The organism is Pseudomonas mendocina (assembly GCF_003008615.1).
Lineage (GTDB): Bacteria > Pseudomonadota > Gammaproteobacteria > Pseudomonadales > Pseudomonadaceae > Aquipseudomonas > Aquipseudomonas mendocina_C.
In genome coordinates, this window is sequence record NZ_CP027657.1 from 756,939 (window position 1) to 774,851 (window position 17,913).

Consider the following 17,913-nt stretch of genomic DNA (forward strand, 5'->3'; position numbering starts at 1 on the left):
TATTCCTCTCAGGCCCGTTCGGCCGCTTCGATTCGTATGTTTTCCAGACGGCTGAAGGCCGCCACGCGAGCGCCCTGGCCAACCCGTACGCCCGGCCCGAAGACCACGCACGGCTCCACCTTCACATCGGCCGCCAGTTCGGTATCGGCACTGAAGAATACGGTATCGGCGGCGGCCAGCGTCACGCCCTCACGCATCGCACTGCTGCGGCGACGGCGCTGGAACACCTGTTCGGCGGCATGCAGTTGCTCGCGGTCGTTGACCCCCATGATTTCCTCTTCCTCGACTTCCACCGCCACCACGGCGAGGCCAGCGGCGTTGGCCAATTCCACCGCATCGGTCAGATAGAACTCGCCCTGCGCATTGGCGTTGCCGATGCGCTCCAGCAGCGCCAGGCAGTGTTCGGCCCGAAAGCCCATCACGCCGCCATTGCACAGGTTGATGGCCAGCTCAGCCGGGCTGGCGTCCTTGGCCTCGCGAATGGCACGCAGGCGCCCCTCCTCCACCAGCAAGCGACCGTAAGGGCCGGGCTGCGCGGTGGTGAAGCCGGCCACTGCCACTGCGGCGCCGTCGATCAGGGTCTGGCGCAGGCGTTCCAGTGTCCGCGTGCCGATCAGCGGCGAGTCGCCGAACAGCACCAGCACACAACCCTCGGCGTGTGCTGCCAGCGCTGACCGAGCGGCCAGCACCGCATGGGCGGTACCCAATCGTTCACGCTGCACGAAATGCTGCGCGTGCGGCGCCTCACGTTCGACGTAGTCGGTCACCTCCGGGCTGTCCGGCCCCAGTACCACGGCCAGGTGCTCGACCCCGGCTTCCAGCGCGGTGGCCAGAACGTGGCCAAGCAGCGGGCGGTTACCGACTTCGTGCATCACCTTGGGCAGCCTGGAGCGCATGCGCGTGCCCTGGCCAGCGGCCAGGATCAGCGCCAGGGTGGGGAACTGCGCTTGATCGCTCATCATTCCCTCCTCAGGCACGGTAGAACGCGTCGTCGGCGTACGGATACCACCAGGACTGGATCTGCGGCTGGTGGTCGATGATCACCATCTTCGAGCGCCGGAAAGCATCCAGCCCCTGACGGCCCAGCTCGCGGCCCATGCCGGACATCTTCCAGCCACCGAACGGCAGCGCGTCGTTGTCGATCAGCGGGTTGTTCACCCAGACCATGCCGGCTTCCAGACGATCCGCCGCTTCCATGGCCTCGGCCAGGTCGGTGGAGAACAGCGAGGCGCCGAGGCCGAAGGGCGAGTCGTTGGCCAGGCGCACGGCTTCGTCGAAGTCGGCCACCTTGCAGATTGCCGCCACCGGGCCGAAGCACTCCTCGTGGAAGATCGCCATCTCGGCGGTCACCCCGGCGAGGATGGTGGGCTCGTAGAACCAGCCGACCTGGTGCTGCGGCGGGATACGCCCCCCACAGACCACCTCGGCGCCCTTGGCCACCGCGTCGTCGACCAGGCGCATGACCTTGTCGCGCGCCGCCTGGCTGACCAGCGGTCCGATCTCGCTGTGTTCCAGGCCATGGCCGATGCGCAGCTGGCGGGTGCGTTCGGCGAAGCGGGCGACGAACTCGTCGTGAATCTCGTCGACCACGAAGAAGCGCTCGGCCGAGGTGCAGATCTGCCCAGTGAGGTGGAAGGCAGCGGTCACCGCACCAGCGGCGGCTACGTCCAGCGGTGCGTGCTTGCTGATGATCATCGGGTCGCTACCGCCAGCCTCGATCACCGCCGGTTTCATCCGCTCGGCACAGGCCATCGCCACCGCCTTGCCGGCGGCAACGCTGCCGGTGAACGCCACCGCGTGGGTGCGCTCGGACTGCACCAGCAGTTGCGCGGTCTGCGCATCACCCGGCAGGCAGGAAATCAGCCCGGCAGGCAGTTCGCGGAAATGCTCCATGAACTTCAGCGTGCACAGGCTGGTGCTCTCGGCCGGTTTGACGATGCAGGCGTTGCCGGCGGCCAGGGAGGCGGCCAGCGTCCAGCACATCAGCAGGATCGGGAAGTTGAACGGCATGATGTGCACGCTGACGCCGTAAGGCTCGTAGCGCACATGCTGGAACGAGCCGAGCTGGGTGGTACCGGCCACCTTGCCGGCCTCGTCACGAGCCATCTCCGCGTAGTAACGGAAGATCGGCGCGCAGTTGGCCAGCTCGCCCATGGCCTCGGGGAAGGGTTTGCCCATTTCCAGGGTCATCAGGCGGGCCACTTCGCGGTTGCACGCCTCGTTCTGTTCGATGGCGTTGGCCAGGCGGTGCAGCACTGCCGCACGGCTTTTCGCGTCGACCTTGCGCCATTGCAGGTAGGCGGCGCTGGCGGCGTCCAGCGCGGCGTCGACATCTTCGCGCTCGCACAAGCCGATGCTGCCGACCTGCTGCAGGCTGGCCGGGTCGATGATGCCGCGCAGACGGCGGGTCGCCGGGCTCTGGTAGTCCGGGTTGATGAAGCGCAGCGGGGTGTCGCAGTTGAAGGTGGTCATGGCAGTTCCTGCAAAGTCAGAGAGATTGGCCACGCAGGCCGTCGAGCACGGCGACCGGAAGGTCGTCGCGCCAGCCTTCGAGGTGGCAATCGAGGAAATCGCGCAGCGGGTGCAGTGCAGGCCGTTCCAGTGCCTCACGGAATAGGCGCAGCACCCGTGGCAGGTGAGCGAGGTAGCCGAGTTTGCCGTCGCGCTGGCCCAGGCGCACGAAGATGCCGAGCACCTTGGCGTGGCGCTGCGCGGCGAGCACGGCGTAATCGGCCATGAACGCCGCCTGGTCGAGCTCCGGGCGCTGCGCCAGGTAGCGCTGCAGCAGTTGCGCCTGCAGTTCGCGTGGCACATCGCGCCGGGCGTCTTCGAGCAGCGACATCAGGTCGTAGGCACAGGCACCATGCAAGGCATCCTGGAAATCCAGCAGGCCGCAGGCAGCCACGCCGCTGCGCCCGTCCAAAAGCATCAGGTTATCGACGTGAAAATCGCGCAGCACCAGTGCCTCACGGCGTTGCGCAGCGTCGTCACAGAGGCCGTCGAACAGCCCCATGTAGGCGGCACGTAGCGATGAGGACGGCGCCGCCCCGAGCAGCAGCGGTGCATACCAGTCGATGAACAGGGCGAATTCGTCGGCCAGGCGTTTGTCGTCGTAGGCCGGCAACACCGCGCCCTGCTCGGCCGGCGCCGCGTGCAGCTGCGCCAGGCAATCCACCGCCAGCTCATACAGCGGCGCCTCGGCATGGCCGGCAGCGAGCAGACGGGTGTAGGTGCTGTGGCCAAAATCTTCGATCAGGGCCAGCCCTGCCGCCTCGTCGGCCGCCAGCACGCGCGGCGCCGACAGGCCCAGTTCGCGCAGCAACTCGGCAACCCGCAGGTAAGGCCGCAGCGGCTCGGACTGCGGCGGCGAATCCATCAGCAGCAGGTCGGCACCCGCCAGGCGGAAGTAGCGGCGCGCCGAAGCGTCCGCCGGCAACGCCTGCAGTTGCACCCCGGCATGCCAGTGGTCGGCGACGAAGGCCTCGCGCATCTGCGCGCGGGCATCCGTTTGAGAGGTCAGGACTGGATTCATGTCATCACCGGATCATGTAGACCTTTTTCACCGTCTCATGGACGGTGCACACCCCTTTCCAATCCTTGGGGAAGAAGGCGGCGGTGTCCGGGGTGATCTCGATCACTTCGCCCGACTCGTGCACGTAGGTGCAACGGCCTTCGAGGAAGTGGCAGAACTCGTCGCTGGTCACATGGCAGAACCACTTGCCCGGCGTGCAGTGCCAGATGCCGCATTCGGACTCACCGTTCGGGCCCTTGTGCAGCACCACGCCGCTGACGTGCGACTCGCCTTCGAGCATGGTCGGGATGATGCCCCAGTCCTTCAGCTCGGTGACTTCCAGTGGGCGGCGGATGATGGGAGTTGTCATGGTCGTGTACTCACTTTGTTCAAACGAAGCCGCGCCCACATGGACGCGGCAGAATCAGCCGGTTCAGACCAGCATGTAGGTATTGCGCAGGGTCTCGACGACCTCGCATTCGCCAGTCCAGCCAGCGGGGAACAGCACCAGGGTGTCGGCGCCAACCTCGATCACCTCGCCGTTGTCGCGGCGGTAGATGGCCACGCCCGACAGGAAGTGACACAGCTCGTCACGCGGAATGGACAACTTCCAAGTGCCAGGCGTGCACACCCAGAGGCCGACTTCCGGGCGATTGTCCGGGCCCTTGTGCAGCAGGCGGCCGCTGGAATGCGACTGCCCGGCGACGGCATCGGACTGGTAACCCCAGTCGACCAGATCGGCGTAGTCACGCGCGCCGACGATGCGTGGCGCGCTGGATTGCAGGATGGCTTCAGGCATTTTTGAGGATTCCATCGAGAATGTTGGCCGCGTCTTGCGGGCCCTTGCGCGAGGTCATGTACTCGCTGGTGCGCTTGAGGCGCGCGTTCATGTCGGCGTCGCCGACGCACAGCGCCAGTTTCTCGGCCAGCTCGGCGTGCTCCCAGTTGCTGCGGTGCATACGGAAGCCGTGGCCGCTTTCCTGGGCACGCATGGCGTTGTCATGGCCGTCCCAGACATAGGGCATGACGATGGCCGGCTTACCGAAGTACAGGCACTCGGTGAAGCTGTTGTTGCCACCGTGGTGGATGACTGCGTCGACTTGAGCAATTACCGACGGCTGCGGGTACCAGTTGGAGACGATCACGTTGTCCGGCAGGTCGCTGTACTCACTGACATGCTCGCCGACGTTGAACAGTGCGCGGTACGGCAGTTGGCCGATGCTGGCGATCAGGCGCTTGAGCAGGCCGACGTCGCCCGAACCGAGACTGCCGAAGCTGACATACAGCAGCGGCTTGTCGTTGTTCGCGCGGAACTCGGGGATCTCGTATGGCTTGTCCTGGCGCACGCAGCCCTGCAGGTAGTGGAAGGTGCGGCTCGGCAACGGGTAACGGCGCTCGAACTTGACCGGATCCGGGTACAGCAGCAGGTTCATCCACGGCGACTCTTCGAAGAAGGTGCCCAGCGGATAAGGGCGCTCGCCACACTCGTTGAGGAAGCGGTTGAAGTCGTCATGGATCGGTGTGATGACTTCCTCGAACTTGGCGCGGAAGCGCGCATGCCCAGCCTTGTCGTCGATGCTCATGCCCGATAGATACGGCGGGATATCCGGGTCTTCGACCTCGTTCTCCGAGCAGGAGATGATGCGCACCCACGGCTTGCCGTACTGCTTGATGGCCGGGAAGAGGATGACGTTGTCGACGCAGATCAGATCCGGCTTGATGCGGTCGAGAATCGCCGGCAACTCCTTCTGCGCCCACTTGCTGGTTTCGACGATGGCCGACCAGCACTCCTTGACGTAGTTATCGAGCTGGTCGATCGGCTCCTTGCCGAAGTTGGGGATATGGCCATTGATGAAGTCGGACCAGTAGCGCGCCATCTCGTCCGCCGGCATCGGCTCGGACATGTTCACGTAGTGCTCCTCGAAGCCGTAGGCCGAGTAGACCCCGGTCATGCCCGGGTCGGTCAGAAACACGGCCTTGTGCCCCAGGGCCTCGCAGGCCTGGGCGATGCCCACGGAGTTGAGCGCCGGGCCGTAGGCGGCCTCGGGGAAGAAGGCGATGACTTTGCGTTCACTCATTTCGGTACTCCCAACGTTGTTCTTGTGATTCAGCAGGACAGGACACGGGCATGCACGGCGTTCCAGCCAAGGCTGATCGGCATGCCACAGGTGAAGGCGGAAAATTCGTGTTCGGCGCTCGGCACGCGAACGATCAGCGGCTTGCTCGATACCGGCGTGCGCACGTGCAGGTTGGTGTCCAGGCCGTGGTAGGCGACCTCCACCACCTGACCATCGAGGCGGTTGTCGCAGGCGTTGTCACCGCCCCCCAGCACGCGCAGGCGTTCGGGGCGCACGGCCAGGGTCACTTGACCGTTGAGCCCCTCGCCCGTCGGCTCGATGCGCAGCGTCTGGCCGCCAGCCTCGACCTGGTTGCCGGACAGGCGCTGGGCCTCGATCAGGTTGCTGACGCCGATGAAGTCGGCGACGAAACGGTTCTGCGGATACTCGTAGAGTTCGGCAGGCGTACCGCACTGGCTGACCTGGCCGTCCTTGAGCACGGCCATGCGGTCGGCCATCACCAGCGCCTCTTCCTGGTCGTGGGTGACCACGATGAAGGTGATGCCGCTTTCGTGCTGCAGGCGCTTGAGTTCCAGCTGCATCTGTCCGCGCAGCTTCTTGTCCAGGGCGCCGAGTGGCTCGTCGAGCAGCAGCACGCGTGGACGCTTGATCAGCGCGCGGGCCAGAGCCACGCGCTGGCGCTGGCCGCCAGACAGCTGATCCGGACGGCGCCGGGCCAGATCGCGCAGTTGCGCGGTCTCCAGCATGGCCTCGACGCGCTGGGCGATCTCGTCCTTGGGCAGCTTTTCCATCTCCAGACCGTAAGCAATGTTGGCCGCCACGCTCATGGTCGGAAACAGCGCATAGGACTGGAACATCAGGTTCAGCGGACGGCGGTTGGCCGGCATCGGCGAGATGTCGCGACCATCGAGCAGGATCTGCCCGGAGGTCGGCGTCTCGAAACCGGCGAGCATGCGCAGCAGCGTGCTCTTGCCGCAGCCGGACGGGCCCAGCAGGGCGAAGAATTCGTTCTCGCGCACGCTCAGCGACACATTGTTCACAGCCAGACCCTGGCCGTAGCTCTTGCTGATCTTGTCCAGAACCAGCACCGGGGCTTTGTCAGTCTTCATGCTTGCTTTGCACCTTGTTGAGCCGCTGGGAAGCGAACAGCGCAGTGAAGCTGACCAGCATCACCAGGGTCGCCAGCGCGTTGATTTCGGGAGTGACGCCAAAGCGGATCATCGAGTAGACCTGCATCGGCAGAGTGGTCGAGGCGCTGCCGGCACCTGCGTTGAAGAAGGCGATGATGAATTCGTCCACCGACAGGGTGAACGCCAGCAACCCGCCCGCCAGCACGCCCGGAAAGATCGCCGGCAGCAGCACCCGGCGCAGGGTGGTCGGCCAGCTAGCACCGAGGTCGATGGAGGCTTCGAGGATCGAGTAATCGAAGTGCTTGAGGCGGGTACGCACCACCGCGCAGACGAAGGCGATGTTGAACACCACGTGACTGAGGATGATCGAGTGCAGACCCAGGCTCATCTTCAGCAGGTTGAAGAAGCTCAACAGCGCGATGGCCAGGACGATGTCGGGGATGATCATCGGCGCCATCAGCAGGGTATCGGCTACCCCTGCGCTGCGTGCCGGGTTGCCGCTGGCATGCGCGCGCAGCTCGACGCCGAGCGCCAACAGCGTGCCGAGCAGGCAGGCCAGAACGGTGGAGATCACCGCAACGATCAGCGTGTTCAGTGCCGCATGCTGGATCGCCTGGTTGGCCAACAGCGCGCCGTACCACTTGAACGAGGCGCCGCCCCAGGCGGTGGGCAAGCCACTGGCGTTGAACGACAGGGCGATCAGCACCAGGATCGGCACATAAAGGAAGGCATACACCAGCCAGAGGTGACTGCCGAGCAGCAGGCCAGACGAATTACGCATGGCGCACCTCCTGGGCACGTCGCGACAGCAGCGCCTGGGCGAACAGCAACAGGAGCATGATGCCGATGAGGAAGAAGGCCAGCGCCGAGCCGAACGGCCAGTCGCGCGCAGTGAGGAACTGCGAATAGATCAGGTTGCCGACCATCAGCACCTGCTTGCCACCGAGCAAATCGGCAGTGATGAAGTTGCCGATGCTGAGGACGAAAACGAACACCGCGCCGGCAGCGATACCGGGCACGCTCATCGGCAGGATGATGCGGCGGAAGGTCGTCCAGCCCGAGGCGCCGAGGTCGTGGGAGGCTTCCCACAGCTCGCCATTGATCCGCGACAGCGAGGAGTAGATCGCCAGGATCACGAAGGGAATGTAGTTGTACACCAGGCCGAGAATCACGGCTTTCTCGGTGTACAGGATGTCCAGCAGCTCGCTGTACAGGCCCATGGGCTCCAGTACGCTGGCGATCAGGCCCTTGCGGTTGAGCAGGACGATCCAGGCGTAGGTGCGGATCAGGTAGTTGCTCCAGAACGGCAGCATCACCAGGAACAGGTACACCGCCTGACGGCGCTGCGGCGCCCGGGTGATGGCGTAGGCCGCCGGGTAGCCGATCAGCACGGCGTACAGGGTGGCCAGCCCGGCGATCTTCGCCGAGCGCAGCAGAATATCCAGGTACAGCGGGTCGAACGCGCGCTGGTAGTTTTCCCAGGTGAATACGTAGTCGATGCCGCCATAGGCACCGCGCTCGAAGAAGCTGTAGACCAGCACCAGCAAGCACGGCACCAGCAGAAACAGCGCCAGCCAGCTCAACGCAGGCAGCAGCAGCCAGGCCGACAAACGTCTGTCAGCGTGCAAAACACTCATGCGTAGCTCCCCCAACCCCAAGCCAATGAGGTGGTATGCAGCGGATTTGGATGGCGGGGCTACGAACGCAACCCCGCAGTCGTGCAGCCGTTATTGGGCGGCCATGATCTCGGTCACTGCCCGGGTATAGGCTTTCTGCGTGGAGCCACCGACGTCACGTAGCAGTTGCTGCTCGACGAGTTCGGCTGGTGTGGTGGTGAGGTTCGGGTACTGCGTCAGCAGTTCCTTGCTCAGCCCTTCCATGGCGGCCTGGTTGGGCACCTTGTAGAGGATGTTCTCGGCGACCCAGGCGTGGTTGTCCTTCTCCAGCATGAAGTTGACGAACTGGTAGGCCGCGTCGAGGTTCTTCGAGCTCTTCATCACCACCATGGTGTCGACCCACAGGTCGGAACCTTCCTTGGGCACCACGAACTTGATGCTGGCGTTGGCCTGGGTGCCGTAGTTGCACCAGCCGTCCCAGGCATGCGCCAGCACCGTCTCGCCAGAAGCCAGCTTGGAGTAGAAGGTGGTGTCGTCGAAGGAGAGGATGCGTTTCTTGGTGGCGATCAACTGATCGCGCACCTTGGCGATATGCTCCGGAGCGTCTTCGTTGACGTTCCAGCCATTGGCCAGGAAAGCAGCCCCGAGCAACCAGCGATCGGTCGCCAGCAGCGTCAGCTTGCCCTTGGTTTCCTCACTCGGCTCGAGCAGGTCGCTCCAGCTCGATGGCGCCTGGGCCAGCTTGTCGGAGCGGTAGCAGATGCCGGTGGTACCCCAGGTGTAGGGCACCGAATAATGGTTGCCCTCGTCGTAGGCCAGTGTCTGGGCCTCGGGGTAGAGGTTCTTCAGGTTGGGCACCTTGACCGGATCGATCTCCGCCAGCAGCTCCTGCTTCTGCAGAATCTCGGCGAAGGGCGAGGACACGAAGACGACGTCATAGCCTTCACCACCGGAGGCCATGAGCTTGCCCATGATCTCTTCGTTGGTGGCATGCAGCGACTTGTCAGCCTCGATACCGGTGGTCGTGTGGAATTTATCCAGGGCATCCGGGGCCATGTAACCGTCCCAGATGGAAATCACCAGATCCTTGGCCTGGGCCAGCGGAGCCGCCAGGGAGGACAGGATGAGACTTGCGCACAGCAGGGTTCTGCTTCTTTTCATGTGGCACACCTAACGACTGTTTGTTGTTGTTTCGAAGGCAGCGAATCAAAAGCGGTATTGCATGTCTTTTTTTTCAAATAAAAACCAGAGACCCAATCAAGTCAACACTTTTCTGCTTTCTTGTTGAGCACGCAGGGCTGTGGCATAAGGTGGGGCGCGCGCGACCACCCCGTACGAGACGAACCAAATTGAGCAAGACCACCGAGAAAAAACCCCGCACCAATCACCTGGAACTGGCCCGCCGCATCATCGAGCTCGCCCAGGAAAACGGGATGACCAGCGGCGACGCACTCTCGGAACAACAGCTCGCACGCAGCTTCGAGGTATCCCGCACGCTGATTCGCGCCGGACTCAATCTACTGGTCGAGCAAGGCCTGGCCGAGCACAAGACCGGACGCGGCTACAGCCTGCTGACCGACCCGACCAGCCAGGCACTGGCCCCCGCCCTGCCCCAGGCGGAAGAAGAAGAACTGGCCAGCTCGGTGCTGCGTGATCGCATGGCCGGGCGCCTGGGCAGCAGCATCAGCGTCAGCGAAATCATGCGCCGCTATGCGATCGGCCGACCGGCCGCACAGAAGGTGCTCAGCCAGCTCAGCGAGGATCAGGTACTGGAGCGCGGGCCCGGCCAGTCCTGGCGCTTCCGCCCACTACTGGACAACCTCACCGCGCTCGAAGAGAGCCTGCACTTTCGCATGGTGATGGAGCCCGAAGCGTTGCTGGCCGAAGGCTTCAACATCGACCGACAACGCCTCTCCCTGCTGCGCGACAGCACAGAGGATCTGCTGACACAGCCGATCGAGCGCTTCGACCTGGAGCAGTTTCGTGAACTGGACATCGGCTTCCACGAAATGATCGCCACCTGCAGCGGCAACCGCTTCATCGGCGATGCCCTGCTACAACATCAGCGCCTGCGGCGCCTGCCCAACCTGCTGCCGTCGATCAACGCGCATCGCCTGAAGGAATCGCTGCGCGAGCACCTGCGCATCCTCGACCACATCGAGCGCGGCCAACTGCAGATCGCCGCCGACCTGCTGCGCCTGCACCTGCGCCTCTCCGCCGCCATGCGCCCGCAAACTGCCAACCGCGGCATCCCGCTGGGCTTCTACCAGCGCCGATAAGACTTGTAACCTGCTCGCCCGATAAACCAGCGACGAGCATGGCATGCTCGTCGCCGAACGGACGCGACTGCCCTTTGCGCAGCATCCCTAAAAATAAAAATGTTTTTTTATCGTAAAAAATACAGTATTAAATTTACGCAGGCAGGAGCAGAAGCTCCCCTGCCATGGAAGAAAGTCGACTATGCCTAGAGAAAGACTCATCGCCCTGTTCCCCGAGGCCAGCTTCGGCGCCGCGCTGAACTGCATCGGAATCGCCCAGGCGCTGCGCGAGCAGGGCGCTCGCCCGGTTTTCATCTGCCACGAACACTTCCAGGGCCTGTTCGCCGAATACGGCTTCGCCGAGTACCCCCTGCTGCTGGACAGCCCGCTGTCGGCCGAGGAACACCAGCATTACTGGGAGCGCTTCATCGAGCGCAACATCCCCTACTTCGACCAGACCCCGCTGGCGCAAATCGACAGCTACGTCGCACCGGCCTGGGAAGCAATCATCGACACCGCCATCGAGGCGGAAAAACCCTTGCAGCAACTGCTCGCCCGGCTCAAGCCGGACGCCATCGTGCTGGACAACGTGGTGATGTTCCCGGCCATCGCCAAGGCTGGCTGCCCCTGGGTGCGGGTGATTTCCTGCGCCGAAACCGAACTGCCCGACCCGGCCGTGCCGCCCTATCTGTCCGGCGCCAGCGCCAGCGACAAGGAGGCCTGTCAGGCGTACTGGCAGCGCTATGTCGAAGCGGTGGAGCCGGCGCATTCGCGTTTCAGCCGTTTTCTTGAAAGCCACGGCCATGCCCCTTGCGCCCCCGGACTGTTCCTCGAGGAATCGCCCTGGTTGAACCTGCTGCTGTCGCCGACACCCGTGCGCTACGCACGCCAGCAGCCGCTCGACCCGCAGCGCTTCGTCTACCTGGACGGCTGTGTTCGGCGCGAGGCGCCCTACGTGGTGCCGCCCTTCCCGCAGCACAACGACGCGCCACTGATCTACCTCAGCTTCGGCAGCCTGGGCGCCGCCGACGTCGGCATGATGAAACGCCTGATCGCCATCGCCGCCACCCTGCCCTACCGCTTCCTGGTCAATGTCGGCGCCTACCGCGAGCAGTACGACACGGTGCCGGACAACGTCTACCTGGACAGCTGGTATCCGCAGCCGGCGGTATTGCGTGAATGCCAGTTGTTCATCCACCACGGCGGCAACAACAGCTTCTGCGAGGCCCTGTATTTCGGCCTGCCGTCGCTGATCATCCCCTATTGCTGGGACGGTCACGACAACGCCCGCCGCGCCGAGGAAGTCGGCGTCGGCCGCTACCTGCCGCGCTTCGCCGAGCCGCTGAGCGCGCTGCCCGAGGCCATCGCCGAACTGCTCACCGACAGAGCCATGCAACAGCGCCTGGCCGATGCCCGCACCGCCATGCAAGCCTCCCACGGCACCGAGGTGGCTGCCCGAGCCATCCTCGGGCTATCGAGTTCATAGACCAACAAGAAGCCATCGACATGACTCACCGCGCACTCACCAGCCTCAAACACGCGATTCCCCAGCCCTACTGGCTGGATGCCGAAGGCCCTCCCCCGGCCTTCACCCGGCACGCCGGTGAGCTGCACTGTGACCTGGCCATCGTCGGCGGTGGCTTCACAGGCCTGTGGACGGCCCTGCTGGCCCGCCAGCGCTACCCGGACAAACGCATCGTGCTGCTCGAAGCCAATGCCTGCGGTGGAGCCGCCAGCGGACGCAACGGCGGCTTCTGCGCGCCGAGCATTTCCCACGGCGTGTCCAATGCGCTCAAGCGCTGGCCGCAGGAAGCTGAAACCCTCATTCGCCTGGGCCGGCAGAACCTCGACGCACTGCAGCGAGACATCGAACGCCTGGGCCTGAATGTGGAGTTCGAGCGCGAGGGCAAACTGAACGTGGCCACCACGCCCTGGCAGGTCGATGGCCTAAAGGCCATGCAGGAGAAGTACCGGCGCTTTGGCATCGATTGCCAATACCTGGAGGGCGACGCGCTCAAGACTCGCCTCGACTCGCCGAATTACGTGGCCGGTCTGTTCGAACCCAACTATGCCCTGCTCAACCCGGCGAGAATGGTGCGCGAACTGCGCCGCGCCTGCCTGGAACAGGGCATCGAGGTCTACGAGCACTCGCCGGTACGCCAGTTGGTCGAGCATGTCGATGGTATCCGCCTGGAAACCGACTACGGCGTGGTAGTGGCCGAACGTCTGGCCCTGGCCACCAACATCTTCACCTCGCTGTTGCCGCGCCTGACCTCCAAGGTCATCCCCATCTATGACTACGCACTGACCACCGAACCGCTGAGCGACGAACAGTTGTCGAGCATCGGCTGGCAGGGGCGCTACGGCATCGCCGACTCCGGCAACCAGTTCCACTACTGGCGCAAGACGGCCGACAACCGCATCCTCTGGGGCGGCTACGATGCCGTCTACCCGTTCGCCAGCAAACTCGACGAAGGCCTCACCCAACGTCCGGAAACCTTCATCCGCCTGGCCGAACAGTTCCTCGATACCTTCCCGCAGCTCGGTGACATCAACTTCAGCCACGCCTGGGGCGGCATCATCGACTCCTCGGCGCGCACCACCCTGTTCACCGGCAGCGCCAGCCAGGGCCGCATCGCCTATGCCCTCGGCTTTACCGGCCAGGGTGTCTCGGCCAGCCGCTTCGCCGCCGCCACCATGCTCGATCTGCTGGCTGGCGAGAAGACCGAGCGTACCGCACTGAAGATGCTCAGCCGGGCGCCGGTGATGTTCCCGCCGGAGCCGATCCGCTATAGCGCCGTGACCCTGGCCCAACGCGGCCTGGAGCAGGAAGACCGCACCGGTCGACGCAACCTGCTGCTGCGCACCATGGACGCCTTCGGCGTCGGCTTCGACTCCTGATCATTCCAACAAGAGATAACCCACCGTGTCCAAGATGCCCGCTCACGTCATCGATTTCGCCGCCAGCCCGGTCGAGCCACTGGTTCGCGACATCACCGATCCCGCCATCGTCGAGGCGCCCTACCGCAGTCACACCTGGCGTCACTTCACCAACCCCGGCAAGCACTTCACCGCTGGCGTCTGGGAGGCCGGTACGCACAAGGAATATTGCGACTGCGACTACGACGAGCTGTGCCACATCCTCGAAGGCCAGGTGCGCCTGACCGACACCGACGGCAGCAGCCGCGAGTTCGGCCCCGGCAGCACCTTCGTGGTGGCGGCGGGCTTCAAGGGCACCTGGGAAAACCTCAGCCAGGTGAGAAAGGTCTACGTGATCCTGGGCACCTGAGAACCTGTCTACGATCTCCTGGCCGTCGGCCATACGGCGTTAAAAACAGCTTCGGCAAGCCGCTTGCGGCTAACGCGTTTCAGCGCGGCCCGAAGGGCGAGTGAAACGAGTCATGCTCATTTACAACTCGTAAAGTCGAGCGCGACTCCGACCGTTCCTCAGCTGTTTTTGCGGGGCCGCCATCGGTATTGTCTGGCTCTAGTCCAAAAGATCGTAAACAGGTTCTGAACACAGCAGAACTGGAATCCCCATATGGAATATCGCGTCAACCGCCTGACCCAGCCTCCCGCCCTGAACGCCGACTGGGCGGATCCGATCTGGCAGGCTGCGGAGATCATCCGTATCGAACAGTTTCGCCCGGAAAGCAGCGACCACCGCCCGCTCACCGAAGCGCGCCTGCTGTACAGCGATGCCGGCATCCACGGCATCTTCCGCGCCCATGATCGCTACGTGCGCTGCGTGCACACGCAGTTCCAGGATCTGGTGTGCAAGGACAGCTGCGTCGAGGTGTACTTCCAGCCCAAGGCCGGGCAAGCCGAAAACAATGGCTATCTGAACCTGGAAATGAGTGGCAACGGCACCCTGCTCAGTTACTACATCACCGATGCCAAGCGCGCACCGGGCGGCTTCAAGGCCTTCGTCAAACTGACGCCCGAACAGGGCCGCCAGGTCGACATCCGTTCGACCCTGCCCGCCGTGGTGGAGCCGGAGCTGAGCGAGCCGACCGAATGGTGCCTGCAGTTCTTCCTGCCCTTCACCCTGCTGGAGGCTTATGTCGGCCCGCTCGGCGCACTGCCCGGACAGACCTGGCGCTGCAACCTGTTCAAGTGCGCCGATGAAACCTCGCACCCTCACTGGGCTTCATGGCGCCCGGTAAGGGAGCTCAACTTCCACGCCCCGGAGACCTTTGGAGCGATTCGTTTCGCATGAATCCTGCCGTCGCTCACCACCGGTCTGGCTATCACTGCGCGCCTGATCGGGCTCTGGGCAGCGCCCGATCCACCAGCACCTGCAGACGCCCGCGCGAGCACTGCTCGACCCGCGCCTCGACGCCGTAGACCTCGGCCAGCAACGCCGGGGTCAGCACCTCTGCCGGCACACCGCTGGCATGCAGACGCCCGCCATGCAGCACCACGATAAAGTCGGCGCAGGCAGCGGCCAGGTTGATGTCGTGCAATACCGCCACGGCCAACAACTGATGTTCTCGCACCAGCTCGCGCACGCAGTCCATCACCCGCAACTGGTAATGCAGATCGAGCGCGCTGGTCGGCTCGTCGAGCAGCAGCACCTGCGGCTTGCGCGCGATCAGTTGAGCCAGCGAAACCAGCTGCCGCTGACCACCGGACAGGCCGTCCAGCGATTGCTCGGCCAGATCCTCGATACCGATCCGCGCCAACGCCTCGAACGAGGCGCGCAGTACATCGGGTTCGTTACCCACTCGCAACGCGGCGATCACGCTTTCCAGCACACCCAGGGCGATACCCGGCGGCAGTTGCTGCGGCATGTAGGCCAGCAGACGGGCGCGCTCGGCGGCGTTCAGCCGGGTCAGGTCGCGATCGCCCAGGCTCAGCCCGCCTTGCATGTGCTCCAGCCCGGCCAGCGCGCGCAGCAGTGTGGATTTGCCGGCACCGTTGGGGCCGACCAGCGCCACCAGGCTGCCGGCCGGCAACTCCGGTAGCGACAGGCCATGAATGATGCGCCGCCGCCCGTAGGCCACCTCGATGCCATCGACCTTGAGATTCACAGGCGCCTCCCCCGGCGAAACACCAACGCGACGAACACCGGCACGCCGACCAGCGCGGTGACGATGCCCACCGGCACGATCACGCCCGGCAGGATCAGCTTGCTGGCAATCGACGACAGCGACAGCAGCAAGGCGCCGACCAGTGCGCTGGCCGGCAGCAGAAAGCGCTGATCCTCACCGACCAGCAGGCGCGCCATATGCGGGCCGACCAGACCGACGAAACCGATGGTGCCGACGAACGCCACGGCGGTGGCGGCCAGCAGGCTGATACGCAGCAGCGAGGCGTAGCGCAGGCGGCGCACATCGACGCCGAAGCTGCGCGCGCGATCCTCACCCATGCGCAGCAGGGTCATGCTCGGTGCGGCGCGCAAGGAGAACGGCAGCAGCACGGCGAGGACGGCCGCGAGAATGCCGAGCTTCTCCCAGTTGGCCCGCGCCAGGCTGCCCAGCGTCCAGAACACCAGTTGCTGCAACACGTCTTCGGTGGCAAGCAGTTGCAGCAGCGACACCAGCGCGTTGCAACTGAACACCAGGGCGATGCCGAACAGCACCAGGCTCTCCACACCTGCCCCGCGCAAACGCGACATGGCCTGCAACAGCAGCACCGACAGGCAGGCGAAGACGAACGCCGCCACCGTCACCTGGCCGCTCGGCGCCAGCCAGTCGATGGCCAGCGGATAGGCGATGGCCAGCGAGGCGCCAAGCGCTGCCGCCGAGGACACGCCAAGGGTGAAGGGACTGGCCAGCGGGTTGTCGAGGATCGCCTGCATCTCGGCGCCAGCCAGCGACAGCGCTGCACCGACCAGCACCGCCATCAGCGCGTACGGCAGGCGCACATTCCAGATGATCACTCGTTCGGTGGCGCTCAGCGCATCGGGATCGAGAATGCCAGCCAGCAACTGGCCCAGGCCCATGCCCGAGGCGCCGCTGGCCAGGTCAGCCAGCACGCTGGCCACCAGCAGCGCCAGCAACAGGCCCACCAGCACGCTGCGGCGTAGCAACAGGCGCTGATAACTCAGCGCTGCCGCCTCCAACGCGGGCGTGCCGGCACTTTGCAAATAGGCACTCACGGCGTTGCGTCGATCCAGTAGTGGCCATCCAGGCCAACGGCAAGGAAGCGATTGATCTCTGCCTGAGTCGCCAGCGGGTCGAGATCGGCGAAGCGCTCGGGGTGAATCCAGCGCGCCATGCTCTCGATGGCGAGGATGTTGAACGGCGAGTTGTAGAAGTCATGCCACAGGCCATGGGCCTGGCCATTCTGGATCGGCCGCAGCGGCGCGAACTCGGGGCGTGCGGTGATCTTCGTCAGGCTGTCGCGGGCGGTCTTCTCGTCCACACCGGCACCGAGCAGCACGCCGGGGTTGCGGTTGCCGGTGGCGATGTAGACATCCGGGTCGGCGCTCAGCACGTACTCGACGCTGACGTCACCAATCGCGCCCGGCACTACGCCGGCGGCGATATTGCGCCCACCCACGGCTTCGACCACGCCACCTAGGCCGCTCTTGCCGGTGGTATGCCCCGGCGCCTGCCAGACGCCAGCCAGCAGTTCGAGGAACACCTTGGGCCGCTGCGCATCCGGCAGGTCGGCCACGGCATCGGTGATGCGCGCCAGGTGGCGGTCATAGAAGCTCAGGTACTCCTGCGCCTCACGCTCACGCCCCAACACTTTGCCCAGCGCCTCCAGGCTGACGCGGGTGTTCTCGATCGGGTGCACGCGAAAATCGATGAACAGCACCGGCACGCCCGCAGCAGCCAGCAGGTCGGCGACCGGACTGTGCTGGGTCGGGCCTTCACCAGCGATGCTGAACACTGCCAGATCAGGCTTGAGAGCAAGGATCTGCTCGGCGCTGACACTCTGCTCGGACGCCTGGCCAATCAGCGGAATATCGGCGATGGCCGGGTATTTCTGCGCGTAGACCTCATAGGTGTGCGGGTCGAGCAGGCGCATGTCGTTCTGCCAGCCAACCACGCGCTGGAACGGCGCCTCGCGGTCGAGCAACGCCAGGGCGAAGAACAGCCGACCTTCACCCAGCACCACACGTTTGGGTTCGGCCGGTACTTCGACCTTGCGCCCGAGCACGTCGGTGACTTCCACAGCATGGGCGGAACCAGCCAGTGACAACCAGGCACAAAACAGCAAGGGCAACGCCGCCAGACGACGCAGGAGCATAGGAGAGACTTGGGACATCGAGATTCCTTAAATACAATCAGTCGCATTTGTATCCGCGGCATTCTAGCGATCCGCCCCACCCGGCCCGCTGCCCAAGATGTATCGCCAGTACAAAAC

18 protein-coding genes are annotated in these 17,913 nt (G+C 64.6%); 5 read left to right on the plus strand and 13 right to left on the minus strand.

Going from position 1 to position 17,913, the window contains the following annotated elements:
* Positions 1-8 precede the first annotated feature (8 nt).
* The 10 genes from C7A17_RS03575 to C7A17_RS03620 all read right to left on the minus strand — a co-directional run bounded on the left by C7A17_RS03575 (position 9) and on the right by C7A17_RS03620 (position 9,496).
* Complete coding sequence (locus C7A17_RS03575; RefSeq protein WP_106736721.1) at positions 9-959, minus strand: NTP transferase domain-containing protein; 951 nt, start codon at positions 957-959, stop codon at positions 9-11.
* 10 nt (positions 960-969) lie between these two features.
* On the minus strand, positions 970-2,472 hold the full coding sequence (locus C7A17_RS03580) for an aldehyde dehydrogenase family protein (protein ID WP_106736722.1): 1,503 nt from the start codon (positions 2,470-2,472) through the stop codon (positions 970-972).
* A gap of 16 nt (positions 2,473-2,488) precedes the next feature.
* Complete coding sequence (locus C7A17_RS03585) at positions 2,489-3,532, minus strand: aminoglycoside phosphotransferase family protein (protein WP_106736723.1); 1,044 nt, start codon at positions 3,530-3,532, stop codon at positions 2,489-2,491.
* A gap of 4 nt (positions 3,533-3,536) precedes the next feature.
* Positions 3,537-3,881, minus strand: a complete 345-nt coding sequence (locus tag C7A17_RS03590; RefSeq protein ID WP_106736724.1) for a cupin domain-containing protein — start codon at positions 3,879-3,881, stop codon at positions 3,537-3,539.
* Positions 3,882-3,944: 63 nt separating this feature from the next.
* Complete coding sequence (locus C7A17_RS03595; protein ID WP_106736725.1) at positions 3,945-4,310, minus strand: cupin domain-containing protein; 366 nt, start codon at positions 4,308-4,310, stop codon at positions 3,945-3,947.
* The gene (locus tag C7A17_RS03600) at positions 4,303-5,589 is read right to left on the minus strand and encodes a nucleotide disphospho-sugar-binding domain-containing protein (protein WP_106736726.1); all 1,287 of its coding nucleotides are present in this window, start codon (positions 5,587-5,589) and stop codon (positions 4,303-4,305) included. The genes C7A17_RS03595 and C7A17_RS03600 overlap by 8 nt, the downstream gene beginning before the upstream one ends.
* Positions 5,590-5,618: 29 nt before the next feature.
* Positions 5,619-6,698 (minus strand): ABC transporter ATP-binding protein, encoded by a 1,080-nt coding sequence (locus C7A17_RS03605; RefSeq protein WP_106736727.1) that lies wholly within the window; start codon positions 6,696-6,698, stop codon positions 5,619-5,621.
* On the minus strand, positions 6,688-7,500 hold the full coding sequence (locus tag C7A17_RS03610) for an ABC transporter permease (RefSeq protein WP_106736728.1): 813 nt from the start codon (positions 7,498-7,500) through the stop codon (positions 6,688-6,690). Before C7A17_RS03610 ends, C7A17_RS03605 begins: the two co-directional genes overlap by 11 nt.
* Positions 7,493-8,356, minus strand: a complete 864-nt coding sequence (locus tag C7A17_RS03615) for an ABC transporter permease (protein ID WP_106736729.1) — start codon at positions 8,354-8,356, stop codon at positions 7,493-7,495. The genes C7A17_RS03610 and C7A17_RS03615 overlap by 8 nt, the downstream gene beginning before the upstream one ends.
* A gap of 90 nt (positions 8,357-8,446) precedes the next feature.
* Positions 8,447-9,496 (minus strand): polyamine ABC transporter substrate-binding protein, encoded by a 1,050-nt coding sequence (locus C7A17_RS03620; protein ID WP_106736730.1) that lies wholly within the window; start codon positions 9,494-9,496, stop codon positions 8,447-8,449.
* Positions 9,497-9,684: 188 nt separating this feature from the next.
* Here C7A17_RS03620 and C7A17_RS03625 point away from each other — a divergent pair, with 188 nt between their 5' ends.
* The 5 genes from C7A17_RS03625 (at position 9,685) to C7A17_RS03645 (ending at position 14,812) form a co-directional block, all read left to right on the plus strand.
* Positions 9,685-10,614, plus strand: a complete 930-nt coding sequence (locus C7A17_RS03625) for a GntR family transcriptional regulator (RefSeq protein WP_106736731.1) — start codon at positions 9,685-9,687, stop codon at positions 10,612-10,614.
* Between the two features lie 181 nt (positions 10,615-10,795).
* The gene (locus C7A17_RS03630) at positions 10,796-12,079 is read left to right on the plus strand and encodes a nucleotide disphospho-sugar-binding domain-containing protein (RefSeq protein WP_106736732.1); all 1,284 of its coding nucleotides are present in this window, start codon (positions 10,796-10,798) and stop codon (positions 12,077-12,079) included.
* 20 nt (positions 12,080-12,099) lie between these two features.
* The gene (locus tag C7A17_RS03635) at positions 12,100-13,494 is read left to right on the plus strand and encodes an NAD(P)/FAD-dependent oxidoreductase (RefSeq protein WP_234035880.1); all 1,395 of its coding nucleotides are present in this window, start codon (positions 12,100-12,102) and stop codon (positions 13,492-13,494) included.
* A 34-nt stretch (positions 13,495-13,528) separates the two neighbouring features.
* Positions 13,529-13,882 (plus strand): cupin domain-containing protein, encoded by a 354-nt coding sequence (locus tag C7A17_RS03640; RefSeq protein ID WP_106736733.1) that lies wholly within the window; start codon positions 13,529-13,531, stop codon positions 13,880-13,882.
* 252 nt (positions 13,883-14,134) lie between these two features.
* The gene (locus C7A17_RS03645) at positions 14,135-14,812 is read left to right on the plus strand and encodes a carbohydrate-binding family 9-like protein (protein ID WP_106736734.1); all 678 of its coding nucleotides are present in this window, start codon (positions 14,135-14,137) and stop codon (positions 14,810-14,812) included.
* Positions 14,813-14,843: 31 nt separating this feature from the next.
* On the opposite strand, the gene C7A17_RS03650 is transcribed toward C7A17_RS03645, so the two are convergent.
* Genes C7A17_RS03650 through C7A17_RS03660 form a run of 3 tightly spaced genes read right to left on the minus strand, consistent with a single transcriptional unit; the run spans position 14,844 to position 17,814 of the window.
* The gene (locus C7A17_RS03650) at positions 14,844-15,626 is read right to left on the minus strand and encodes an ABC transporter ATP-binding protein (RefSeq protein WP_106736735.1); all 783 of its coding nucleotides are present in this window, start codon (positions 15,624-15,626) and stop codon (positions 14,844-14,846) included.
* On the minus strand, positions 15,623-16,696 hold the full coding sequence (locus C7A17_RS03655; protein ID WP_106736736.1) for a FecCD family ABC transporter permease: 1,074 nt from the start codon (positions 16,694-16,696) through the stop codon (positions 15,623-15,625). The genes C7A17_RS03650 and C7A17_RS03655 overlap by 4 nt, the downstream gene beginning before the upstream one ends.
* Positions 16,693-17,814 (minus strand): ABC transporter substrate-binding protein, encoded by a 1,122-nt coding sequence (locus tag C7A17_RS03660; protein ID WP_106736737.1) that lies wholly within the window; start codon positions 17,812-17,814, stop codon positions 16,693-16,695. The genes C7A17_RS03655 and C7A17_RS03660 overlap by 4 nt, the downstream gene beginning before the upstream one ends.
* Positions 17,815-17,913: the final 99 nt, after the last annotated feature.